Source organism: Acidipropionibacterium jensenii (assembly GCF_005890135.1).
GTDB classification, from domain to species: Bacteria; Actinomycetota; Actinomycetes; order Propionibacteriales; family Propionibacteriaceae; genus Acidipropionibacterium; species Acidipropionibacterium jensenii.
Map to the genome: position 1 here is coordinate 1445112 of NZ_CP040635.1, position 23220 is coordinate 1468331.

Genomic DNA, 23220 nt, shown 5'->3' on the forward strand with positions numbered 1-23220 from the left:
CCCAACCGCATCGTGGGACACCAATCGAGGTGGCAGCGGGCGCTGTCAGTCCTGGCGGGGGACCAGGGTGAGCAGGCTGGCCTCCGGTCGGCAGAAGGTGCGGTAGGGCGCGAAGGGGGAGGTTCCCAGACCCGCCGAGACGTGCAACCAGGAGGTGTGGTCGCCGGCCCGATGGGTCGACAGCCCCCTCACCCGGGCGGGGTCCAGATCGCAGTTGGTGACGATCGCGCCCTTCAGCGGCAGGCAGACCTGGCCACCGTGGGTGTGGCCGGCGAGGATGAGATCCATCCCGTCGTAGGCCATCGCGTCCAGAACCCGGAGATAGGGGGCATGGGTGACGCCGATGGTGAGATCGGCATCGGATTCGGCCGGTCCGGCGACCCGGTCGTAGTGGTCACGGTCGTGGTGGGCGTCGTCGGTGCCACGGAAGGCGATCGTGCGACCGGCAACGGTGAGCCGTCCGCGCTGGTCGTCCAGATCGAGCCAGCCCGCTCCGGTGAAGGCGTCCCGCAGCCTCTCGTGGTCAAGCTCGGCCGGCATGCCGGTGCGCTGGTGGGAGCGGCCCCGCAGCAGATACTCCAGGGGATTGCTGAAGGTGGCCTTGAGGTAGTCGTTCGACCCGAAGACGAACACCCCGGGCCGCGCCAGGAGACCCGACAGGCAGTCCAGCAGTGGCTCCAGGGCGGCGTCGGTGCAGAAGTTGTCCCCGGTGTCGACCACCAGATCGGGCTCCAGGCCGGCCAGCCGTGAGACCCACTCCTGCTTGAGGCGCTGTCCCGGCATCAGGTGCAGGTCGGAGATGTGAAGGATCCGGATCGGCGCGGATCCCGGTTCCAGAACGGGAACGGCAACCCGCCTCAGGGTGAACTGGTGAGCCTCCCAGAACCCGTAGGACAGTCCGGCACCCGCCAGCCCCAGGGCTCCGGCAGCCACCAGGCCGGTCCGACACGCCCAACCCATCCCGGTCACCGCCGGCCGCTGGAGGCGGCGGAGGGCCCGCTCGTCGCCCGGCTGCTGGACTGGCTGGGCTGGGACTGCTGAGTGCTGCGCGAGGAGGTGGCGCTGGACGACCCGCCCTGGGAGCCGCCCTGGGACTGGCCACCGGAACCTCCGGTGGACTGGGTCTGAGGCGGCAGGATCGGAGCGGGTCCCTTGGAGATGCGCAGGTAGATCGTTGCGCCGAGACTGGCCTTCCCGCTGGGAGAGATGCCCAGGAAGGTGCCCTCGGGGGTGTCTGAGGTGACCCGCCAGGTCTGGGTGGCGAAGCCGGCCTTGTTGAGCGCCGCCTGGGCCTCGTCGTAGGACATGTTGGAGGTGTCCGGCAGGGAGATCTGTTTGCCGTTGATGATCGAACTGCTCGGATCGGTGAAGGAGGTCCTCGGCTTGCCCGCCAGCACGGCGGCCATCGCCCGACGGTAGATCTGGCCGGCGTCACCACCGCCGGAGCCCTGCAGATACTCGCCGGTGGACAGGCTCAGGCCCTTGATGGACTTCTCGGTGCGGCCCCGGAAGTAGGAGCTCGACTTGTCGGCGGCGATCAGCGCCACTCCCGCGGCGTTCGGGGTGTACCCGGCGAACCACACCGCCTCGTTGGAATCGGTGGTTCCGGTCTTGCCGGCCTGCGGGTAGCCGCCGGGAATGGTGGCCGGGGCGCCGGTGCCGTTCATGACACCCTGGAGGACCGAGTTGACGCCGTCGGCCACCGACTGGGAGACGACCCGCTTGCAGGAGGCGCTCGGCACCTGGAGGGCGGTGCCCTCGGCGGTGTTGATGGACTTGATGATGACCGGGTCGCAGTGGACGCCGCGGGCGGCGAAGGTCGCGTAGGCGGCGGCCATCGACAACGGCGTCACCTCGGCGGTGCCGAGGGTGAAGGAGGGGATGTACTGGTACTCCTTGACGATGTCCTTGCCGTTGGACAGCTCTACCCCCGTCTTCTGGGCCATCTTCGTGACATTGCACAGGCCGGCGTCGCGCTCCAGCTGGACGAAGTAGGTGTTCACCGAGTAGGCGGCGGCCTCGTAGAGGTCGATGTTGGTGGAGTGGCCCACCGAGTTGCTCACCTCGAAGTCACCGGCCCGGAAGGACCCACGGCAGCTGGTGAAGGTGTCACCGGTGAAGTCCATCGGCGAGGAGGCGGTGTACCGGGTCCGGATGGAGTAGCCCTTCTCCAGGGCGGCGGCCATCGTGAAGGTCTTGAAGGTGGAACCGGCCTGGTAGCCCTCGGCCCCGCCCATGTCCTGGGAGGCCATGTAGTTGTAGTAGGTCTGCCCCGTCGACGAACCCATCACCGGTCGGGACTGAGCCATCGCCAGGATCAGCCCGGTGCCGGGCTGGACGATCGCCGTGCCGCCGATCACCGGGTCGACGGACCCCACCATGGCTGAGACCGCGGACTGCGCGGAGGCCTGGGCCTTCGGATCGATGAGCGTCCTGATGGTCAGACCACCGCGCTCCAGCAGGCGTTCGCGATCGTCACGGGTCTTGCCGAGGGCGGGATTGGCCATCAGGCTGTGGCGGACGTAGTCGCAGACGAAGGGGTACTTCGAGGCGATGCAGCCCTTCCGCGCGGTGGTCACCTTCGACGGGTCGAAGGCCACCTTCTTGGCCGCCAGCTCCTCGGCGGCGGTGATGACGCCGAGCTGCTTCATCCTGGCCAGGACGACGCCGCGTCGGGTGATGGCGGCGTCGGGATTGTTCACCGGATCGGTGGCCGTCGGGTTCTGGACCAGACCCGCGAGCATCGACGCCTGGGGCAGGGTCAGCTTGTCGGCGGTGGTGCCGAAGTAGTGCTTGGCCGCCGCCTGGACGCCGTAGGCGCCGTCGCCGTAGTAGGCGATGTTGAGGTAGCGCTCCAGGATCTCCTTCTTGGAGTACTTTTTCTCCATCGCGACGGCGTAGCGCAGCTCCTGGATCTTGCGGGAGAGGGTCTGCTCCTGAGCTTCGTTGACGCCGGCCTGGTCGCCCTTGGCCGCGGCCGCCTCGATGCGGACCTGCTTGACGTACTGCTGGGTGAGGGTCGAACCGCCCTGGGTGGAGGAGCCGGCCACATTGGACAGCAGCGCCCGGCTGGTGCCGCGGAAGTCGATCGGACCGTGCTCGAAGAACCGGTTGTCCTCGATCGCGACCTGCGCCTTCTGCATGATCGGCGAGATCTTGTCCAGGGAGACGTACTCGCGGTTCTCGGCGTAGAAGGTGGCCAGCAGGCTGCCGTCAGCCATCAGGATCCGGGACTTCTGGGCCGGTGGGTCGATCGACATGTCGGCGGGCAGGTTCTCCAGGGAGTCGGCCCCGGCGCGCGCCGTTGCGCCGGTCATCGCTGCGAAGGGGACGACGAAACCGGCCATCAGGAGACCAGCGAGAATGCTGACGACTCCGAACATGGCCAGTGAGTACAGCTTGCCTGACTTGGGGGAACCCATGGGCCCAAGGTTACGCGAGGATTCTGACAGTTCCGTGATCGTGCCCGTCATCATGGCGATGACAACGGGATTTGCCGCATCCTGGGGATATCGTCCAGACCCTGATCCGGGTGCAGGCGCCCGCCGGACCCCAGTGTTGACAGTGTCCTTCCTTGTCAAGTGGCAGTACCGCGGCGTACGTTGTCACTTGTGACCGGCAACGAGGCTGAAGAATGGACTCTTCTCGCAAATTGTCGCGGCATGGAGGATGCTCTGTTCCCCGAGGGGAAAGAGCAACGCATCGCCCGACGGATCTGCGCTGACTGTCGCGTGCGCGCAAGATGCCTCGCAGAGGCCCTCGACAACAGGATCGAGTGGGGAGTCTGGGGCGGTATGACCGAACGGGAGCGCCGCAGACTGCTGCGGGAGCGTCCCGATGTGAGCAACTGGCGAGCGGTGCTCGGCGCCGAATCGACCAAGTGCCGCACCGCCGGGGGCGCGGCTGGTCGCGCCCAGTAGTCCCGTTCTGTGATCCCGCCCTGTCCGGGGGCGGACACTGAGGGCCGGGAATCGGCGGGGCGATCCTCTACGCTGAGGGTCATGACCCGATGGGAATACTTCACCGCACCGATCCTCACGCACATGTCCCAGCAGATTCTCAACAACTTCGGCGCCGACGGGTGGGAGCTGGTCCAGGTGGTACCCGGACCCAATCCCGAGTCGCTGGTCGGCTACTTCAAGCGTCCGCTGCCCGCTGCGGAGCAGGGATGAGCGCCACCCAGAGGCTCGCCGAGCTCGGACTCGCGCTCCCCGCGGTGGCCGTGCCGGTCGCCGACTACGTGCCTGCCGCCCGCTGCGGCCAGCAGATCGTCACGGCCGGTCAGCTTCCCTTCATCGAGGGTCATCTCCAGGTGACCGGCCATGTCGGGGCCGAGGTCGATGTGGAGACGGCGGCCGGACAGGCCCGGATCGCCGCCCTCAACGCGGTGGCGGCGGCAGCCGCCGAGGCCGGCGGGATCGACGCCATCCGAGCAGTCGTCAAGATTGTCGTCTTCGTCTCCAGCGCACCGGACTTCACCGGCCAGGCGGCGGTCGCCAACGGCGCCTCCGAACTGCTCGGACAGATCTTCGGGGAGGCCGGCCGACATGCCCGCAGCGCGGTCGGCGTCGTCTCCCTGCCGTTGGCCTCGCCGGTCGAGGTCGAGCTGACGGTACAGGTCTGATCACGCAGCTGGTCTGATCGAGGGGATGGTCTGGTCGAGGGCGGGACCGATCCGGCTCAGTCGGCGATCGCGCGCAGTCCCTCCCGGTCCACCACGACGACGGTCCTGGGCCGTGAGGTGATCCAGCCCCGCTGGGCGAAGTCGGTGAGCGCCTTGCTCACCGTCTCCCGGGAGGACCCGACGGCCTGGGCCAGCTCCTGCTGGGTGAGGTCGTGGTGGATCACCAGGTTCCCGGTGGCCGGATCGGTGCGGCCGAAGCGGTCTGCCAGATCGAGCAGGATGTAGGCCAGCCGACTCGGGACACCGCCCACCACGAAGTGGGCGGTGGTGTTGTCCGAGCGGCGCAGGCGCTCGGAGAGCCTGCCCAGCAGAGCCAGCGCGACGTCGTGCTTGGACTCGACCAGATCATGCAGGTCGGATCCGGGCACTCGCAGCAGGCTGGCGTGGGTGAGAGTGGTCGCCGTGGTCGAGCGGGTGCCCCCGTCGACCAGGGAGAGTTCCCCGAACATGTCCCCCGGCCCCATCAGCCACAGCAGGGACTCGCGGTGGGGAGTGCGTGCGCCGGGATTGGGGCGGGTCAGTTTCACCTTCCCCGAGACCACCAGAAAGAGATCGCGGGCGGGATCGCCGGCCTCGAACAGGACTGCACCACGATGACAGACGATCACCTCGGAGATGTCCAGGATGTGGGAGATCGATTCCTCATCCAGAGCGGCGAAGAACGGCTGGCCCGCCGCCGTCGCCACCACATTCGTCGTCATGCCGATCCCCTCCGATTCGCTGAGTGCGGCGTCGTCCACGGTCGTTGTGGACGTCTGCCGGCCATCCCGACGAGTGGCGCCGGTGGGTCCCATTGTGGCATTGCTCACACGGTGCTCGAAGGATGGCGGGGCAGAACCGGTGTCGGCGTGCTGCTGCCTCCCGGACAGCTCTGCCGGCAGGAGGAACTAGGCTTGCCGAGGTGACAGCCGTCCGAACCCCGGGTACCTCTCTGGCCACGCGACGTCGACGAGCCCGGGCGATGTACGCGAAGCTGGCCGCCTGCTACCCCGACGCCCACTGCGAACTCGACCACGAGGGCCCCTTCCAGCTGCTGGTGGCCACCGTGCTGTCGGCCCAGACCACCGATCGCAGGGTCAACGGGGTGACTCCCGTCCTGTTCGGTCGCTGGCCCGACCCGCAGTCCCTGGCCGGGGCCGACAGCGCCGAGGTGGAGCAGGTCATCAGGCCGCTCGGGTTCTACCACACCAAGGCCACCGCGGTGATCGGGCTGTCGGAGGAGCTGGTCGACCGCTTCGACGGCGTCGTGCCCGCGCGGATCGAGGACCTCGTGACGCTGCGCGGGGTGGGTCGCAAGACCGCCAATGTGGTCCTCGGCAATGCCTTCGGAATACCGGGAATCACCCCTGACACCCATGTCATCCGGGTCACCCGCAGGATGGGCTGGACCTCGGCCACCACACCCGACCGGATCGAGGTCGAGATCGGTGAGCTCTTCGACCCGAAGGACTGGGTGAAGCTCTGCCATGTGGTCATCTGGCACGGCCGACGCCGCTGTCACGCCCGGCGTCCGGCCTGCGGCGTCTGCCCGGTCGCCGCCCTGTGCCCCTCCTTCGGGGAGGGCCCCACCGATCCCCAGGAGGCCGCCCGACTGGTGAGGGAGCCCAGGCGATGACTCCGCCCAGCCGTCGGCCCAGCTGTCGGTCTGCCCGGCCCGGCAAGCGGTCGACAGGCCGCGCGACCGCCTGGCTGGTCGCCACCGTGATGGTCCTCGTCCCGCTCGCCGGCTGCTCCCCGCAGGGGGCGGCGTCGGGTGCCTCGACCCACTCCTCGACGACCGTCCCGGCCTCGAGGACCGACTCCTCATCCACCGCCTCCTCGGCCCGGGCGGCGGCCGGTATTCCGGACTGCCCGGCCGGGGGCGGGGGAGATGCGACGTCATCCGCCGAGGCCCTCGGGAGGGCCGTCATCGGGGAGAAACTGCCAGACGTCGTGCTGTCCTGCATCGGCGGGGACCGAAAGATCTCGGTTCGCGCCGCCCTGGCCGGACGCCCCCACGTCATCAACCTGTGGGCCAGCTGGTGCCGCCCCTGCCGGGCCGAGGCGCCGATGCTCAGGACAGTCAGCCGACAGACCCCCGGGGTCGGATTCCTCGGCATCGACTACGGGGAACGGTCCAGCTCCGACGGCATCTCCTTCGCCGGGGCGGCAGGATGGAGGTACCCGCAACTCGAGGATCCCGACGCCCTGACCCGCCGGGCGTGGGGAGTGACCGGGCTGCCGGTCACCCTCCTGGTGGCCGGCGACGGCACCGTCGTCTCACGGGTGGACGGCGCGTGGACCTCGGCCGAGGCCCTGCGCGCCGCGATCCGAACCGATCTGGAGGCATCATGACGATTCCCGAGCAGGCCGTCGGGGTGCTGCGCCCCGGCTCTCATCTGGACCGCCTGGCCCGTGCGGTGCAGACGGCGGGGTCTGCCCGCAACGCCACCGGCGGGGCTGCCGGAGGCGCCGATGCGCTGGTCAGGAGGTCGCCGGTTCCCGGCGGGCAGATCCGGCGCTCGGCGGTGCTCGCCCTGATATCGGACACCGACCGGCCCGACATCGTGCTCACCCGGCGCAATCCCCACCTGCACCATCACGCCGGGCAGGTCTCGCTGCCGGGCGGGCGGGCCGAACCGCAGGACGCCGACCTGGTGGCGACCGCCCTGCGGGAGGCCCATGAGGAGGTCGGGGTGCCCGCCTCGGCGGTCCGGGTGATCGGAGCGCTGCCGGCCACCCTGGTCGCGGTGAGCTCCAGCGACGTCACCACCGTGGTGGCCAGTTGGGACGGTTCGGCGCCGTTGGGGATCGTCGATCCCGGTGAGGTGGCGGGGATCAGGCGGGTGCCGATGACCGAGCTGGCAGACCCGCAGAACCGGGTGCGAGCCCGCCATCCCAGCGGTTTCCGCGGGCCGGCCTTCGTGCTTCCCGACCTCTTCGTCTGGGGATTCACCGCCCAGCTGCTCGACGAGATTCTCGAGCGCGGGGGGTGGGCGCGGGCCTGGGACCCCCGACGTCTGGTCGACATCCCGGCCGACTATCTCGGCCGGGGTCTGAACTCCTGAGCGGTCGGGGGGCGCCGGTCAGCCGATCTGCTTGTCGGACTGACCCTGCTTGGCGGAGACGCCGGCCTTGCGCATGCCGTGCTGGAAGGAGGACTTCAGGGAGAGCACCGTCTGCTTCGCCTCGGCCACCGTCGCCTTGGGAGCCTCCACCTTGCCGACCTGCCACTTGCCGACCAGGGCGAGGATTCCCGCCAGGACCAGCAGGATCACGCCCAGCACGCCGAAGCCGACCACCAGGCTGAGCAGCAGGCTCCAGTCCCACAGGTGCTCCGCCCACAGGCTCAGGGCGAACCCGCCCGCCAGGAAGAACAGGGTGGCGGCATTGATGGCCAGGTACCCGGCACCGCCGAACAGGCCGCCCCCGACACCCGCGTGAATCGCCGCAGGCTTGATCTCGGCCTTCGCCAACGCGATGTTGTCCTTGACCAGCGACTGGCCGTCGCTCTTGAGAGTGGCGATGATGTCGCCGAGCTGGCTCATGTCTGCCATGGATTCCTCCGAATCAGCGGTGTAGTCAAGGATCACCCTATTCCACCGCGCTCCCGGCTGCCCACGGCGGCCCGGGAATGGCGTGCTCAGAGACGAATCCGCAGGCCGGCGTCGTCCACCTCGATCGAGGCGGTCAACTCGTCATGACTCACCCAGGCCCGCCAGCACTCCAGCTGGTAGGGCAGCAGCAGGCCGCCCGGTCCGGCGGAGTCCTGGTGGAGCTGTTCGACCTCCTCGAGCAGGGAGTTGCGGGCGTCCTCGTCCAGTCGCTGCACGGCCGGCAGGGCTTGTGCCATCGCCACCAGCCCCTGCCGGGGAACGGGCACCCAGACGCGGTGGCGACTGTGCTCGGAGGTGGGGAAGTACTTGCTGGCCAGCAGGGCCTCGACCGTGCTGGTGCCGTAGTCGCCGCTCATCGCCGAGGGATCGACGGTGTGCAGCAGGGCGGTGAGCCGACGCACCCACGGCACCGAGTCGTCGCGGGTCATCCAGGAGACGCCGATGCAGTGGCTCGGTCGCAGGACCCGGGCGATCTCGGAGAGGACCAGTCCGGGGGCCAGCCGATGGAAGGACTGGTGCACCAGCACGGTGTCGAAGGAGCACGGGTCGAGGGGGAGGGACTCGGCGACGGCGCAGATCCCGGTGGCGCCGGGGATCTGGTGGCAGACGGCGGCGACTCCCGGGTCGCGGTGCACCGCGAACAGTTCGACGCCTCGCCTGGCCAGCATCCGGCAGAAGGTGGGCGTGCAGTCCAGGGTGAGGACGCGGTCACCCGGCCCGGTGCGTCCGCCGCTGAGCCAGTCGAGAGCCCGCGGGGGGAACTCGGGGGCGGAGGAGGATCGCATGGGCGACATTCTAGGAGGGCTGCGCGAGCCGGGTTGTCCACAGCTGCGCGGCGGACGGCCGGGTGCCCGGAGAGTTCTCCACAGATCGTCTTGGCAGCGGCAGATCGAGGGTCCGACCGCTACACGTTCAGTGTGACGAGACGTCGAGCAGCGAGCCCCGGCTCGCAGAACCAGAACACCCGGGCCCAGAACGCGCCGGCGGAAGAGGTGCCCGGCGCAGACCGGAGCTCCGGGCACGGCAGGCGGGCCCGCGTGACGGTCCCGCTCATCAGCGCCGACCAGGCACTCATCGAGCTCGTCGGTTCGGTCGCCGCCAGTGTCGGCGTCGGGATCGATGCGGTTGCCGACCGAGGCGGGGCGATGGCGGTGTGGGGGGTCGAGGGGCCGGTGCTCATCGGCCGGGACCGGGCATCGGCGGTGGTGGCGTGGCAGCTGCCACGGCGCGGCGGCGACGTCCACCTGATCGGGGACGACGCCGCCGAGACGGCGCGCTGGTCGGCGGTGCTGGGGGCCAGCGTCATCGTGGTGCCCACCGGCACCGCGGTCCTGGTCGAGCTGCTGCGGGAGGGTTTGCGGGAGGCGGGAACCGGCGTCGTCCTGCTCATCGACCAGACCAGCGGGGGGCTGGGCGCCAGCACCCTGGCGGCCGGCCTGGCACGGGAGGCGGCGGGCCAGGGGTTGCGCGCGGCCCTGGTGGAGCTGGATCCCGGGGGCGGCGGCGCCGACCTGCTGCTCGGGGCCGAGCGGGAGGCCGGTTGGAGGTGGCCGGAGCTGGCCTCGGCGCGCGGTTCGGTCTCTGACCTGACCCCCCACCTGCCGGTCGTCGACGGGGTCGCCGTGGTGTCGGTGGGTCGTGAGTCGGTGGGCGTGCCACAGGTGGCGCGGGCCGCGGTGGTGCAGTCGCTGGCCGCGGAACACGATCTGGTGGTGATCGACCGGGGCCGCCTCGACGAGTCGCACCTCACCGGTCTGGGAATCGACACCCGACTCGAGGTGGTCGGCGCCGATCTTCGCTCGGTGATGGCCGGCCGGGCCAGGAGGATCTCACCCGATGACACGGTGGTGAGGCACGGTCCCGGTCGGGGGATGAGCACCGCCGACATCGGCGCCCTGCTGGGAGGCGAGCCGGCCTTCTCGGTGCCGCACGACCGGCGGCTGCCCCGGGCTCAGATCGAGGGGGAGGCCCCCTGGGTGCTGGCCGGGAGGCGGTGGCGGCGCAGCTGTCGCGACCTGGTGATGGCGGTGCGTCATGGCTGAGCCGGGGGTGTTCGCAGAGGAGCGGCCCCGGCGCGGATGGTGGCAGGCGCCCGGGAGGGGCTCGGCGGTGCCGGAGCCGGCGGTCCCCGAGGTGGTCGAACAGGTGAGGTCCAGGGTGGCTGCCCTGGGACACCCCTGGACGCCGATCGACGTCGCCGAGGCGCTGGTCGGGCTGGGGCAGGTGGCCTCCGACTCCCTGGTCCTGGCGACCGTCGAGGAGTTGCGCCGCACCAGCACTGGGGCGGGCCGGTTGGAGCCGCTGCTGGCGATCGAGGGGGTCACCGACGTCCTGGTCAACGGCCCTGAGGAGGTCTACATCGACCGCGGCGTCGGACTGGAGAAGGTGGAGGTCGGGTTCACCGGCGCGGCGGAGGTCCGCGCCCTGGCCGTACGTCTGGCGGCCCGGGTCGGACGGCGCCTGGACGACGGCAGCCCGTGGGTGGACGCCCGGCTGGCCGACGGCACGCGGGTGCACGCGGTGCTCGATGTGCTCGCCGAACCCGGCACCTGCATCAGCCTGCGGGTCACCTCCAGAAGGAGACTGAGCCTGACCGACTGGCGCGACGGCGGTGGTCTGGCCCCCGGCTGCCTGGAGGTGCTGAGGGAGATCCTGTCGCGGCGTCTGGCCTTTCTGGTGACCGGGGGAACCGGTACCGGCAAGACGACCCTGCTGTCCTCGATGCTGTCCGCCCTGCCGGGCGGGGAGCGGCTGCTGGTGGTCGAGGACTCCCGCGAGCTGGCGCTGGACCATCCGCACTGGATCGGCCTGGAGGCGCGGGTCGCCAATGCGGAGGGCCGTGGCGAAATCACCCTCACCGATCTGGTTCGTCAGTCGCTGCGGATGCGCCCGGACCGGGTGGTGCTGGGAGAGGTGCGCGGCGCCGAACTGCGCGACATGCTGATGGCCCTCAACACCGGTCACGAGGGCGGCTGCGGCACTGTCCACGCCAACGGCGTCGAGGAGGTGCCCGCCCGGCTGGAGGCGCTCGCCGCCCTGGGAGGCCTGCCGCGAGACGCCGCCCAGGCGCAGATCCATGCCGCGCTGTCCCTGGTGATTCACCTCACCCGCGGTCCCTCCGGACGCCGGGTCAGCCAGATCGGGGTGTTCACCCGGGGTGAGGACGGCGTGAGGGTCGAGACGGCGGTCTGCTGGGACGACGCCGGGTGCGGCCGCCCCGGATCGGGGGTCGACCGGCTCGCCGACCTGGTCGGCCAGGACCTGGTCGACGGTGTCCTTCCCGGCTCCCGGAGGTCGCCATGACCGGGCCGTGGCTGGCCGCCGCGCTCGCCTTCGCCGGCGTCTGGCTGTTCCTGGGACCCAGGCGACAGGTGATCGTGACCGATCAGCGGGCGGCGGGTCGGGGTCCTGGCCGGTACCTGGTGGGTGGACTGCTGCTCGCGGTGGTGGGCGTCGTCCTGGTGTGGGGGCGGGCCGGTGTCATCTGGGCGGCCTCGGTGGCGATGATTGCCGCAACGGTGTGGAAGCTGGCGCACGACCAGCTGGACCGCAGCCGGCGCCAACGGCGCTCCCGACAGGTCACCGAGGCGGCCCGTGCACTGGCCGGTCGGCTGTCGATCGGTGAGGTGCCGTCCCTGGCACTGGCCTCGATCGCCGACGAGCTGGAGGTGCTGGCCCCGGCCCGACGCGCCCAAGAGGTGGGGGCCGATGTGCCGGAGGCGCTGCTGAGAGCCGCGCGCACCCCCGGTCAGGAGTCCCTGGCCGGGCTGGCGCGGGCCTGGCGGATGGCCGATCTCACCGGAGCGCCGCTGGCCGGGGCCACCACAGCGGTGGCCGAGGCGATGCGCCGGCGCACCCGGCTGGAGGCCACCCTGGACTCCGAACTGGCCGGACCGCGGGCCAGCGGCAGGCTGATGGGACTGCTCCCGCTGGCCGGCCTGGGAATGGCGCAGATGGTCGGCGCCGAACCGGTGGCCTTCCTCACCTCCAGCTCTGCGGGTCCGATCTGCGTGCTGGCGGCCGTGGCGCTGTCGTGCGGCGGGGTGCTGTGGAGCGAGGCGCTGGCCAACCGGGTCCACCGGGAGATGCTGCCATGAACGGGCTGATCATCCCCGGGCTGGACGCGACCGTGCTCACCGACCGGGGGTTCGCGGCGGTGCTCGCGGCGGTCCTGGCGGCAGTGGTCGGCCTGCTGGTCGTACCGCCCTCCCCGGTCTCCCGGATCCACCCGGTCACGATGCCGCCACTGCCGCCGTGGGCCCGAGCCGTGCCCGGGGCCGCACCGGTACGAACACGGGTGCTGCTCGGCGTCTCGGCGGGTCTGGCCGCCACCCTCGCGGTTCCCCGGACCGGCTGGTCATCGCTGCTTGTCGGTGCGCTCGCCGGGACCCTGGTGAGCCTGGCGGCCGGCCGTCTGGAGTCCACCGCGGCCAGACGTGAGAGACAGGCCCGGACCGTGATGATGCCGGACGTCCTCATGCTGCTGGCCGGCTCCCTGGAGGTCGGAGCGCCCCTTCGCACCGCGGTCGAGAGGGTCATCGAGTTCGGCGACGACCCGTGCACCCAGGACCTGCGCGGGCTGCACTCGCGGATCTCGGCGGGAGTGCCCGACGACCAGGCGTGGCGGACGCTGGCGGCCACCCCCGGATGGGCGGAGGTCGGGCGCGACGTGGCGCGAGCCGTCACCTCGGGAGAGGGGGTCGCATCCCTGCTGGTGGCCCACGCCCAGGAGATGCGCACCGCGGCGGCCGAGGCGGCGGAGAAGCGGGCCCGGAAGGTCGGGGTCAACGCCATCGTGCCGCTGGTCTGCTGCCATCTTCCGGCCTTCATCCTGCTCGGCGTGGTTCCGATCATCGCCGGCACCCTGTTCAAGGTGCTGTGAGGACTGGTCCCGCCAGAGAGACAGCGACGGTGTGCCGGATCGGCACTCCGTCGCTGGTCCGCGCGCTCCCCGAGAGGTGAGCGCAGCGCCAGGGCTCAGTGGTCAGGGCTCGGCCGTCCGGGCTCGGTCGACGGTGTTGTCCGCGACGGGACCGGCACGGCGCCGGACTCGGGGATGAGTCCGGGATCAGCGGAGTTGTCCACAGGGTTCAGGGGCCCTGGATTCGTATCCACAGATGTGGGTGCCGAGCGTCAGATCGACGGTTCGACCGCAATAAGTGGCAGTGGAAGTCATCCACACCGGTTCGGACACTCCGAACCAGACGAAAGGAACCACGATGGACACCGGACTCACCATCATCAACGGCGAGCACCCCCTGGATCACTCCCGGCGGGGCCGACGAGGTCGACTCACCCGGGCCGCCGACCGCACCGGACGCACCCTCCAGCGGGGGATGGCCACCGCCGAGTACGCGGTCGGCATCCTGGCCGCCGTCGCCATCGCGCTGGTGCTGCTCAAGATCGTCACGGGCCAGCCGTTCTTCAGCGGCCTGCTGAGGATCGTCCTCGACCTGCTCGGCAAGGTCGGTGCCCAGATCAAGTGACCGGTCACAGCCCAGCGCGTCCCGCCGGGACGGGGAGCAGTCCCCGTCCCGACGGGTGGGAGAACCGGTGCGCGACCACCAGATGCCGCGGCAGGGCGACCCGCCACCGCGGCATGGTCACCGCGGAGCTGGCCGTCTCGATCCTGGCCGCTGCGGTGCTGCTGAGTCTGGCCGCCTGGACCGTCGGGCTGGTCGGGACCTACAACACCTGTCGCTCCAGTGCCGCCGAGATCGCCCGGCAACTGGCGCGAGGGGACTCCGCCGCGGCCCAACGGGCCCGGGACCGGGTGCCACAGGGAGCCACCGTCGCGACCCGAGACTCCGAGGGCTGGGTGACGATCACCGTCACCGTGAGGAGATCGCTGGGCTCCGTCGGCCCGGTGACGCTGGTCGGACGGGTCACCACCCCCTACGAACCGGGAGTTCAGAGATGACCGCTCGGATGGACGCGAGGCACGAGCGGGGATCGGGCACCGTCCTGGTCGCGGCGATGGGAGTGGTGCTCGTCGCGGTGACCTGGATGATGCTCTGCCTGGTCGGCTGGACGACCAGCGCCCACCGGGCCGCCGACCTCGCCGACCTGGCGGCACTGGCCGGCGCTCGGGCGCAGACAGGAGGAGGCGATGGCTGTGCGGTGGCCCGCGCCACCGCGACGGCGAACGGGGCCATCAGCGTCGAGTGCTCGCTCGATGCCACGGCGGTCGACTTCGTGGTGCAGGTCAGGGTGGCGGTGGAGGCCAGGCCGAGACTGACAGTGGCGGGCGCCCCCAGCTCGGTGGCCCGGACGGCCAGGGCCGGCCCGACGCAGACCCAGTCGGAGCCACAGCCACCGCGGTGACGTCCGGTGCGCGGGCCAGGGTCGAGGCAGCTCTCAGACAGTTCTGAGCCGGCTGCGAGCAGACTCCGGGAAACTGTCGGTCAGCCTCCCTAGGGTCGAGCCATGCTCAGTCTCATCGCCGTGCACGGTTATCGCAGCATCCGCGACCTGGTGCTGCCGCTGGGTCCGATCACCATCGTCACCGGGGCCAATGGCGCCGGCAAGACGAACCTCTACCGGTCCCTTCGGCTGCTCGCCGGGATTGCCCACGGCCGGCTGATCGGCTCCCTGGCCGCCGAGGGAGGGCTCTCCCAGGTGCTGTGGGCGGGCCCGGAGAGGATCACATCGGCGATGCGCCGCGGAGAGGTCGAGATCCAGGGCACCGGATCGCGCACCGCGCCGGTGAGCCTGATGCTCGGCGTCCTCACCGAGGACCTCGGGTACCTGGTCGATGTCGGCCTGCCCCAGGCCGACCCGAACTCGACGATGTTCATCCGGGATCCCGAGATCAAGCGGGAGGAGGTCTTCGTGCCACCCGTGCTGAGGCCGGCCGGCACCCTCGTCGACCGTCGCTGGTCGCGGGTCCGCGTCCGGGAGGGGAGATCGTGGCAGAGCCTCGAGACGCCGATGAGCCCGCGCGAGTCCATCATCGACGAACTCGCGGACCGGTCCGCCACCCCGGAACTGGTCGGGCTGCGCCGGGTGATGTCGGCCTGGCGGTTCTACGACGGCCTGCGGACCGACCCGGCCTCTCCGGCCCGCACCCCCTGCGTGGCGACCCGCACCGAGGTGCTCGCCGACGACGGCGCCGACCTGCCGGCAGCGGTCCAGACGATCCTCGAGTCGGCCTGGGCCGGACCCTTCTGCCGGGCCGTCGCCGAGGCACTGGACGGGGCCGAGGTCCAGGTCGGGGAGGGGGCCGACGGATACCTGCACCTGGCGGTGACCCAACGGGGGCTGCTGCGCCCGCTCAGCGCCGCCGAACTGTCCGACGGCATGCTGCGGTTCATCATGCTGGCCGCCGCCCTGCTGTCGCCCCGACCGCCGGCCCTGCTGGTCCTCAACGAGCCCGAGACCAGCCTGCACAGCGCCGTCATCCCCGCCCTGGCGGCACTGGTGGAGCAGTGCGCCCAACGCTGCCAGGTGGTGCTGGTCTCCCACGACCACACCCTGGTCGAGGCCGTCGGGGACGGTGCGGTCCACCACGAACTGGTCCGCGACACCGGCGAGACCCTGCTGGAGGGGCGCGGCATGCTCGGCCACACCCTCTGGAGCTGGGGGACCCGAAAACGCTGGTGAGCGGGCTCCGGGCCCGTCACTGGCCGCTCAGCGGGTCCATCGCGGAGGCCAGCAGACGGGCCGACCCCTTGTCCAGCATCTGATTCGCGTTTCCGCACTTCGGCGAGACCACGCAGGACGGGCACCCGGACTCGCAGGGGCACTCGAGGAGCCGCCGGGAGGTGGCGTGCCACCACCGCTCGGCCTGCTCGTAGCCGGACCGGGCGAACCCGGCACCGCCGGCCTGGCCGTCGTGGATGACGATGGTGCACGCCCCGGTGTCGGCCAGCAGCGCGGTGGACACCCCGCCGATGTCCCACCGGTCGCAGGGGGCGAAGGCCGGCAGGATCCCGATCGCGGTGTGCTCGGTGCCGTGGGCCGCCCCGGCCAGGGCCACGGCACCGAGCCCCAACCGGTCCACCACCGGGTCGGGGACCACGAACCAGCAGGCCTGGGTGACCATCGTGTGGACGGGCATCTCGAGGGCGGTGGAGTCCCACACCTCGTTGCTGATCTCGTCGCGGCGAAGGTAGCCGATCACCTGTTCGGTGAGTTCGACATCCCCGGTCGCCACGTATCCGGGGCCGAACCCCCGGCGCTCAACCTCGTCGACGATGTGCACGGTGGAGGCCGACTGGGGCTGGGTCCAGTAGCCGGGCAGGTCCCGGTGCACCAGCGCCTGGTGCTCCTCGGGCAGGTACTCGTCGACCAGCCACTGCTCCCCCTGGAGGAGATAGACGGCCCCCGGGTGGACCGTCCGGTCCCCGGCCCGCTCGTCGACCACCCCGATCACCCGGCCGGTGGTCCGGTCGATGACGTCGATCCCCGGTCCCCCCATCGACCTCAGATCGATGGCGTCCACGGCCCTGTCGGGACGCGTCCAGAACAGCCGCTGCCCCCGCCTGCGCAGCACCTTCTGGGACACCAGGAGATCGGCCACCGGACGCAGCGCCGTCCCGTAGATCTGCTCATCGGCCGGCGTCAGGCACCCCTCCTGGGCCGCCGCGGCCAGGTGCGGTCCCATCACATAGGGATTGTCCGGGTGCAGGACGGTGGTCTCGACCGACCGAGAGAAGATCAGATCGGGATGGCTGAAGAGGTACTGGTCCAACGGGTCCTCCCTGGCCAGCACCACGACCAGGGCGTCATGGCCGGCCCGACCGGCACGACCGGCCTGCTGCCACAGCACCGAGAGACGTCCCGGGTAGCCCACGATGACCACGGCGTCCATCCCGGAGACGTCGACCCCCAGCTCCAGCGCATTGGTGGCCACCACCGCCCGGATCGAGCCGTCCTGAAGACCCGCCTCGATCCTGCGCCGGTCCTGGGGCAGATACCCGGAACGGTAGGAGGCGATGACCGCGCCGCTGGTCACCCGGTCCTGGGCGTTGACCGCGATCACCTCCGCCAGTGCCCGGGAGGCGACGAAGCAGATCGTCTGACGCCGGTCGTCGGCCAGCGCGGCCACCAGTCGCGCCGCGTCGACGGTGGTGGAGTCGGCCGGCTGCCACAGCACGACATCGCGGGCCGGATGAGGCGAGGAGTCGGCGTCCACCACCTCCATCGCGGGGACGCCGACGAGACGCCGGCCGGCCTCGGCCGCATTGGTGGCGGTGGCGCTGGACAGGATGAAGACCGGATCGGCGCCGTACATCCGGCACAGCCGACGCAGCCTGCGCAGCACCTGGGCGACGTGGGCCCCGAACACGCCGCGGTAGCGGTGGGCCTCGTCGACCACGACATAGCTCAGCCCGCCCAGCAGAGCCCTCCAGCGGGAGTGATTCGGCAGCACCGAGCGGTGCAGCATGTCGGGATTGGTGAGGACGTAGCCGGCCTCGTCGCGGGCGAACCGCCGCTCGGCCTGGTCGGAGTCCCCGTCCAGGGTGGCCACCGGCCAGCCGTCGGGCCCGATCTCGCGGCACACCCGCCACTGGTCGTGGGCCAGGGCCTTGGTCGGCGCCAGGTACAGGGCGGTGCGACGGCGCCGGGTCACCAGCGGTTCGCGCAGCGGCGCCCCGGCCATGCCGCTCCCGGGGACGCCGTCGAGAGCGGGTGTCCCCTGAACGGGGGACACCGACGCGGTGGCCGCCATCACCGGCAGCAGGTAGGCAAGCGTCTTGCCGGAGGCCGTCGAGGTGCAGATCGCGCAGTGGTGGCCGCTGAAGGCCAGCTCGGCCAGGGCGCACTGATGGAGCCACGGCCGGGGGATCCCGCTCGCCTCGATCGAGGAGACGACGTCGGCGGGCAGCCACTGGGGCCACCGGGTGGTGCGCCCGGCCATCGCGTCGCGGTGGTCGATGTGCACCACCTCCGCACCGCTCATCCACCCCGGAACTGCCACGCGGCCAAGACTGCCACCCCGCCCCGACAGTCACCCCGTCCCGACGGTCACCCGGCACCCGGATCCCCGCGGTCGTTGGCACACTGGGGGCCATGACTCTGCTGGACACCGACGCCGTCAACCGCCTCAGGGACAGTCTCGAGCGGATCGACTACCGCACCGACGCCATCCTGGAGGCCATCGGGGAGGTGGGCCAGCGCGGTCTGGGCCGCAACACCACGGTGGCCGCCCAGACCTCCCTGGGCAGCCGCGACGACCCCCTCGCCTCGGCCGTGCGGCTGTGGCTGCTGCGCTGCCCGGTCCCCGTCACGCAGCTGTCCGCACTGCCCCTGGACGACTTGGTGACAGCCGGCATCGTGGCGGTCGAGGACGACTGGGCCCGAGCCGCGATCGACATCCGGCCCTACGACTCGCCCGACGACGGGGCCACTGGCTGGGTGGTCTCCGACCTCGCCCCGGGACTGGACAAGGTCGTCACCGCGACCCGCCCCGACTACGTCCTGGGGGTCTCCCCGGCGTCGACCTCGCTGGCCCAGATGACGTCGCGGAGACCGGTCGGATCGGCCCTGGACCTGGGTTGCGGGTGCGGGGTCCAGTCCCTCCACCTGGCCCGGCACGCCGACCGGGTGGTCGCCACCGACATCAACCCGCGGGCCCTGGCGATGGCCGAACTGTCCCTGGCGCTGTCCGGGGCGGAGACCACCGACGGCTCTGCGGTAGCGCTGCGCGAGGGATCCCTCTACGACCCGGTCGACCAGCGATTCGATCTCATCGTCTCCAACCCGCCGTATGTCATGAGCCCGCCTCGCTCCGATGCCGAACGGCTGGTCTACCGGGAGGCCGGATTCGCCGGGGACGGGCTGGTCGAGGCCGTCCTGCGCGGCGCCCCCGGGCGGCTCAATCCCGGCGGCACCGCCCAGATCCTGGCCAACTGGGCGCAGATCGGCGACCAGCCCTGGCAGGACCGGCTGACCGACTGGGTGGCCGGCGCCGGCTGCGACCTGTGGGCGGTGGAACGCGAGCACCTGGACGTCCACGAGTACATCGAGACCTGGCTGACCGACGCCGGCCTGGACGGCTCGGCGCAGTGGCGCCCCCGCTACCAGGAGTGGCTCGACTACTTCGGCGAACTGGGGATCAGCGGGGTGTCGATGGGCTGGCTGACCCTCACCGCGGCCGGTCGCGACACCCCCGACCTGTCCTTCGAGGAGTGGCCCTGGGCGATCCAGCAGCCGGTCGGCGAGGCGGTGGGGGCCAGAGGCGAGGGGGTCGACGACTCCCTGCTGGGCGACGAGGACCTGCTGGCCGGCCACTGGCAGGTCCGCGAGGACGTCGTCGCCGAGTCCACCGGCCGTCCCGGTGCCGCCGACCCCGAGCACATCGTCTACCGGCAGCGGTCCGGGCTGCGCCGGGCGATGGAGGTCGACACCCTGCTCGGCGGGGTGCTGGGAGCCTGCGACGGGGAGATGGCACTGGGCACGATCATCTCGGCGGTGGCCCGGATCCTGGCGGTCGATCCGTCGGCGGCCGCCGCCCAGACCCTCGGCCCGGTGCGCACCGCGCTGCGCGAGGGGATCCTCGAGAGGTCCTGAGCGGACCCTGTTATGATTTCGGCGATCTGATCCTCAATAAAGGAATGAGCCATGACCGACCACACCGATATTCCGATCACCGAGACCCACCACTGCTCCTGCGGCGAGCAGGACGACGGCCTGCCCGAGCTCGACGTGCGGACCATTCCGCACGCCATCCGGCACGGATCGGTGATCGGCGCCTTCTCCCAGGTCGCCCCCGGATCGGCCATGGTGATCGTCGCCCCGCACAACCCGCTGCCGCTGCTCAACCAGCTCCAGCAGATCAACGGCGACAGCCTGGCGGTCTCCTACCTCCAGGAGGGCCCGGACGCCTGGAAGGTGAAGCTGGCACGGCTCGCCTGAGCCCCTTCCGCCCCCCGACTGCGGGGTGGCGTCCGACATGACACTGTTACCGTGAGCGCGCAAATGCGTTGTATACATGTCGAACGTCACCCCGGAGCGCCGGGGAGAGCATGAGACGGGACGCGCGACGTCCTACGGAAGGTTGAGATGGCACCCACGAAGACCCTTGTGATCGTCGAGTCGCCGCACAAGGCGACGATGATCGCCGGTTATCTGGGCCCGAAGTATGTGGTGCGGGCCAGTCAGGGCCACGTCCGCGACCTGCCGACCAGCGCCTCCCAGGTGCCCGCCAAGTACAAGGGGCAGCCGTGGGCCCGCACCGGCGTCGACGTCGAGCACGACTTCAAGCCGATCTACGTCGTCTCCCCGGACAAGCGCTCCACGATCAGCGAGCTCAAGAGCCTGCTGAAGGACTCCGACGAACTCCTGCTCGCCACCGATGGCGACCGCGAGGGGGAGGCCATCGCCTGGCACCTGCTGGACGTCCTCAAGCCGAAGGTCCCGGTCAAGCGGATGGTCTTCAACGAGATCACCGAGAAGGCCATCACCGACGCGGTGGCCCACACCCGCGAACTCGACACCGACCTGGTCGACGCCCAGGAGACCCGCCGGATCCTCGACCGGCTCTACGGCTACGAGGTCTCCCCGGTGCTGTGGAAGAAGGTCATGCCGAGGCTGTCGGCAGGCCGCGTGCAGTCGGTGGCGACCCGCCTGGTGGTCGACCGCGAGCGCGAGCGGATCGCCTTCACCAGCGCCAACTACTGGGATCTGGACGCCACCCTGGTCACCGACTCCCGGGAGGAGTTCAGCGCCCGGCTGGCCACCCTGGACGGGGTCCGGATCGCCCAGGGCCGCGACTTCGACGCCGACGGCCGGCTGGTCGGCAAGGGCCGCGGCGAGGTCCGGCGTCTCGACGAGCCCTCGGCCGCCGCCCTGGCAACGGCCCTGGAGAGCTCCCCGTTCACTGTCACCCGGGTGGAGGCCAAGCCCTACACCCGGCGTCCCTACGCCCCCTTCCGCACCACCACCCTCCAGCAGGAGGCCGGCCGCAAGCTCGGCTTCACCTCCCAACGGACCATGTCGGTGGCCCAGGAGCTCTACGAGGGCGGCTACATCACCTACATGCGTACCGACTCGGTGGCGCTGTCCCAGGAGGCCATCGGGGCCGCCCGCAGCCAGGCCATCGAGCTCTACGGCCGCGACCACGTCCCCGACAAGCCGCGCGTCTACGCCTCCAAGGTCAAGAACGCCCAGGAGGCCCACGAGGCGATCCGGCCGGCCGGGGACCACTTCCGGGTGCCGGCCCAGACCGGACTGACCGGCGACCGGTTCCGGCTCTACGAGCTGGTCTGGATGCGCACCATCGCCTCCCAGATGGCCGACGCCAAGGGGGAGACCCTCAGTGTCGGCATCGACGCCGTGCCGGCCGCCCCGGTGGCGATCCCCGGCGGCGACGTCACCCGGGCGGGATTCACCGCCTCGGGGCGCACGATCACCTTCCACGGATTCCTGCGCGCCTATGTCGAGTCGGTCGACGAGGGGTCCTCCGACGACGCCCAGTCCCGGCTTCCCCAGCTGCACCGCGACCAGGCCCTGGACTGCTCCGAGGTGCTCGCCTCCGGTCACGACACCCGGCCCCCGGCCCGCTACACCGAGCCCAGCCTGGTGGCCAAGCTCGAGGAGCTGGAGATCGGCCGACCCTCCACCTACGCCTCGATCATCCGCACCATCACCAGCCGCGACTACGTGTTCAAGAAGGGTCAGGCGCTGGTCCCGACCTGGCTGGCCTTCGCCGTCACCCGGCTGCTGGAGGGTCACTTCTCCAACCTGGTGGACTACCAGTTCACCGCCGACATGGAGGAGACCCTCGACCAGATCGCCCAGGGCAATGCCAAGCGGGTCGAGGTGCTGTCGAACTTCTACTACGGCGACGGTCCCGCCGGTTCTGACAGTTCTGCTGAGGCCGGCGCCTCCGGTGACTCCGGTTCCTCGGCGCCGGCCGACGGCCACGAGGGGCTGCACCGACTGGTCAGCGAGCTCGGCGACATCGACGCCCGCGCGATGTCCACCTTCCCGGTCGGCGCCGAGGACTCCGGCATCGTCGTGCGGGTCGGACGGTACGGCACCTATGTGGAGGACGCCGAGGGCACCCGCGCCAATGTCGACGACGAGCTGCCCCCCGACGAGCTCACCGTGGCCAAGGCCCGCGAGCTGCTGGCCTCCCCGAACGGCGAGGAGCGCGAGCTCGGCCTGGACCCCCACACCCACACCATGATCGTGACCCGCAACGGCCGCTTCGGCCCCTACGTCACCGAGGTGCTGGAGGAGCCCGCCACCGACGCCCCCGCCACCGTCTCCGGCAAGGGGAAGGGCAGGTCGAAGGCGAAGAAGGTCAAGCCGCGCACCGCCTCGCTGTTCCGGTCGATGGACCTGTCGACGGTCACCCTGGAGGACGCGCTCAAGCTGCTGTCCCTGCCCAGGGTGGTCGGTGCCGACGCCGAGGGCACCGAGATCACCGCTCAGAACGGTCGCTACGGCCCCTACCTCAAGAAGGGCACCGACTCGCGGTCCCTCACCAGCGAGGACCAGATCTTCTCGATCACCCTCGAGCAGGCCGAGCAGATCTACTCCCAGCCCAAGCAGCGCGGACGGGCCGCGGCCAAGCCGCCCCTCAAGGAGCTGGGGGAGGACCCGACCTCCGGCAAGCCGATCGTCGTCAAGGACGGCCGGTTCGGCCCCTATGTCACCGACGGCGAGACCAACGCCACCCTGCGCAAGGACGACTCGGTCGAGGAGATCACCGCCGAGCGGGCCCAGGAGCTGCTCGCCGAGAAGAGGGCGAAGGGGCCGAGCACCCGTCGGCGCACCACTCGCAAGACCACCAGGAAGACCACCGCCAAGAAGTCCACCACCAGGAAGACGGCCGCCAAGTCGACGGCCACGTCCTCCACGGCGACGTCGTCCGCCAAGAAGGCAGCCCCGAAGAAGGCGGCTCCCAAGAAGGCGGCCCCGAAGAAGGCGACGGGCAAGCCGGCGTCTGCCTCCGGTGCCTCTGCCTGACGCCACCGCATAGAGTGCTCG

The 23220-nt window shown here is 70.9% G+C and carries 23 protein-coding genes; 17 read left to right on the forward strand and 6 right to left on the reverse strand.

What is annotated here, in order from left to right:
• Window positions 1-45: 45 nt before the first annotated feature.
• Both FEZ32_RS06300 and FEZ32_RS06305 read right to left on the reverse strand, forming a co-directional pair.
• Window positions 46-960 (reverse strand): metallophosphoesterase, encoded by a 915-nt coding sequence (locus FEZ32_RS06300; protein ID WP_138680876.1) that lies wholly within the window; start codon window positions 958-960, stop codon window positions 46-48.
• Window positions 961-965: 5 nt separating this feature from the next.
• Window positions 966-3452 carry a transglycosylase domain-containing protein gene (locus FEZ32_RS06305; RefSeq protein WP_175415813.1) on the reverse strand — a complete coding sequence of 829 codons (2487 nt, stop codon included), beginning with the start codon at window positions 3450-3452 and terminating at the stop codon, window positions 966-968.
• A 159-nt stretch (window positions 3453-3611) separates the two neighbouring features.
• Between FEZ32_RS06305 and FEZ32_RS06310 the strand changes: the two genes are divergently transcribed.
• The 3 genes from FEZ32_RS06310 (at window position 3612) to FEZ32_RS06320 (ending at window position 4624) form a co-directional block, all read left to right on the forward strand.
• The gene (locus FEZ32_RS06310) at window positions 3612-3920 is read left to right on the forward strand and encodes a WhiB family transcriptional regulator (RefSeq protein ID WP_097798255.1); all 309 of its coding nucleotides are present in this window, start codon (window positions 3612-3614) and stop codon (window positions 3918-3920) included.
• 81 nt (window positions 3921-4001) lie between these two features.
• Entirely contained in the window at window positions 4002-4172 is a 171-nt protein-coding gene (locus FEZ32_RS06315) for a Sp36 family protein (RefSeq protein ID WP_097798256.1), read from the forward strand.
• A complete protein-coding gene (locus FEZ32_RS06320; RefSeq protein WP_097827196.1) occupies window positions 4169-4624 on the forward strand; it encodes a RidA family protein in 456 nt (151 codons plus the stop codon). The genes FEZ32_RS06315 and FEZ32_RS06320 overlap by 4 nt, the downstream gene beginning before the upstream one ends.
• 56 nt (window positions 4625-4680) lie before the next feature.
• Here FEZ32_RS06320 and FEZ32_RS06325 read toward each other — a convergent pair whose 3' ends face one another.
• Window positions 4681-5385 (reverse strand): Crp/Fnr family transcriptional regulator, encoded by a 705-nt coding sequence (locus FEZ32_RS06325; protein WP_028702236.1) that lies wholly within the window; start codon window positions 5383-5385, stop codon window positions 4681-4683.
• 260 nt (window positions 5386-5645) lie between these two features.
• Between FEZ32_RS06325 and nth the strand changes: the two genes are divergently transcribed.
• Genes nth through FEZ32_RS06340 form a run of 3 tightly spaced genes read left to right on the forward strand, consistent with a single transcriptional unit; the run spans window position 5646 to window position 7731 of the window.
• The gene (nth, locus tag FEZ32_RS06330) at window positions 5646-6299 is read left to right on the forward strand and encodes an endonuclease III (RefSeq protein ID WP_138680877.1); all 654 of its coding nucleotides are present in this window, start codon (window positions 5646-5648) and stop codon (window positions 6297-6299) included.
• Window positions 6296-7018: a TlpA family protein disulfide reductase gene (locus tag FEZ32_RS06335; protein ID WP_138680242.1), complete on the forward strand. Its 723-nt coding sequence runs from the start codon at window positions 6296-6298 to the stop codon at window positions 7016-7018. The genes nth and FEZ32_RS06335 overlap by 4 nt, the downstream gene beginning before the upstream one ends.
• Window positions 7015-7731 (forward strand): NUDIX hydrolase, encoded by a 717-nt coding sequence (locus FEZ32_RS06340; RefSeq protein WP_138680243.1) that lies wholly within the window; start codon window positions 7015-7017, stop codon window positions 7729-7731. The genes FEZ32_RS06335 and FEZ32_RS06340 overlap by 4 nt, the downstream gene beginning before the upstream one ends.
• A gap of 18 nt (window positions 7732-7749) precedes the next feature.
• On the opposite strand, the gene FEZ32_RS06345 is transcribed toward FEZ32_RS06340, so the two are convergent.
• Together FEZ32_RS06345 and FEZ32_RS06350 are read right to left on the reverse strand one after the other, a co-directional pair.
• Complete coding sequence (locus tag FEZ32_RS06345) at window positions 7750-8220, reverse strand: phage holin family protein (protein ID WP_051238083.1); 471 nt, start codon at window positions 8218-8220, stop codon at window positions 7750-7752.
• An 86-nt stretch (window positions 8221-8306) separates the two neighbouring features.
• Window positions 8307-9065 (reverse strand): class I SAM-dependent methyltransferase, encoded by a 759-nt coding sequence (locus FEZ32_RS06350; RefSeq protein ID WP_138680244.1) that lies wholly within the window; start codon window positions 9063-9065, stop codon window positions 8307-8309.
• A 252-nt stretch (window positions 9066-9317) separates the two neighbouring features.
• On the opposite strand from FEZ32_RS06350, the gene ssd reads away from it, so the two are divergent.
• From ssd to FEZ32_RS06390, 8 genes are all read left to right on the forward strand, one after another.
• On the forward strand, window positions 9318-10322 hold the full coding sequence (ssd, locus tag FEZ32_RS06355) for a septum site-determining protein Ssd (RefSeq protein ID WP_244937929.1): 1005 nt from the start codon (window positions 9318-9320) through the stop codon (window positions 10320-10322).
• Window positions 10315-11583 carry a TadA family conjugal transfer-associated ATPase gene (locus FEZ32_RS06360; protein WP_138680245.1) on the forward strand — a complete coding sequence of 423 codons (1269 nt, stop codon included), beginning with the start codon at window positions 10315-10317 and terminating at the stop codon, window positions 11581-11583. The genes ssd and FEZ32_RS06360 overlap by 8 nt, the downstream gene beginning before the upstream one ends.
• Window positions 11580-12377 (forward strand): type II secretion system F family protein, encoded by a 798-nt coding sequence (locus FEZ32_RS13915; RefSeq protein WP_244937930.1) that lies wholly within the window; start codon window positions 11580-11582, stop codon window positions 12375-12377. The genes FEZ32_RS06360 and FEZ32_RS13915 overlap by 4 nt, the downstream gene beginning before the upstream one ends.
• A complete protein-coding gene (locus tag FEZ32_RS13920) occupies window positions 12374-13162 on the forward strand; it encodes a type II secretion system F family protein (protein ID WP_244937931.1) in 789 nt (262 codons plus the stop codon). The genes FEZ32_RS13915 and FEZ32_RS13920 overlap by 4 nt, the downstream gene beginning before the upstream one ends.
• A 337-nt stretch (window positions 13163-13499) precedes the next feature.
• A complete protein-coding gene (locus tag FEZ32_RS13925; protein ID WP_036980544.1) occupies window positions 13500-13766 on the forward strand; it encodes a DUF4244 domain-containing protein in 267 nt (88 codons plus the stop codon).
• A gap of 113 nt (window positions 13767-13879) precedes the next feature.
• Window positions 13880-14200: a TadE family type IV pilus minor pilin gene (locus FEZ32_RS06380; protein WP_028702229.1), complete on the forward strand. Its 321-nt coding sequence runs from the start codon at window positions 13880-13882 to the stop codon at window positions 14198-14200.
• Entirely contained in the window at window positions 14197-14604 is a 408-nt protein-coding gene (locus FEZ32_RS06385; protein ID WP_028702228.1) for an Rv3654c family TadE-like protein, read from the forward strand. The genes FEZ32_RS06380 and FEZ32_RS06385 overlap by 4 nt, the downstream gene beginning before the upstream one ends.
• Before the next feature lie 102 nt (window positions 14605-14706).
• A complete protein-coding gene (locus FEZ32_RS06390; protein ID WP_138680246.1) occupies window positions 14707-15882 on the forward strand; it encodes an AAA family ATPase in 1176 nt (391 codons plus the stop codon).
• A 16-nt stretch (window positions 15883-15898) separates the two neighbouring features.
• Here the strand turns inward: FEZ32_RS06390 and FEZ32_RS06395 are convergent, their stop codons facing one another.
• Window positions 15899-18184 (reverse strand): DEAD/DEAH box helicase, encoded by a 2286-nt coding sequence (locus FEZ32_RS06395; RefSeq protein ID WP_138680878.1) that lies wholly within the window; start codon window positions 18182-18184, stop codon window positions 15899-15901.
• A gap of 110 nt (window positions 18185-18294) precedes the next feature.
• On the opposite strand from FEZ32_RS06395, the gene FEZ32_RS06400 reads away from it, so the two are divergent.
• The 3 genes from FEZ32_RS06400 to topA all read left to right on the forward strand — a co-directional run bounded on the left by FEZ32_RS06400 (window position 18295) and on the right by topA (window position 23199).
• Window positions 18295-19794, forward strand: coding sequence for a DUF7059 domain-containing protein (locus FEZ32_RS06400; protein ID WP_138680247.1), 1500 nt, complete (start codon window positions 18295-18297; stop codon window positions 19792-19794).
• A gap of 51 nt (window positions 19795-19845) precedes the next feature.
• Window positions 19846-20139, forward strand: a complete 294-nt coding sequence (locus FEZ32_RS06405) for a DUF2249 domain-containing protein (protein ID WP_028702224.1) — start codon at window positions 19846-19848, stop codon at window positions 20137-20139.
• Window positions 20140-20286: 147 nt separating this feature from the next.
• A complete protein-coding gene (gene topA / locus FEZ32_RS06410; RefSeq protein WP_138680248.1) occupies window positions 20287-23199 on the forward strand; it encodes a type I DNA topoisomerase in 2913 nt (970 codons plus the stop codon).
• Window positions 23200-23220: the final 21 nt, after the last annotated feature.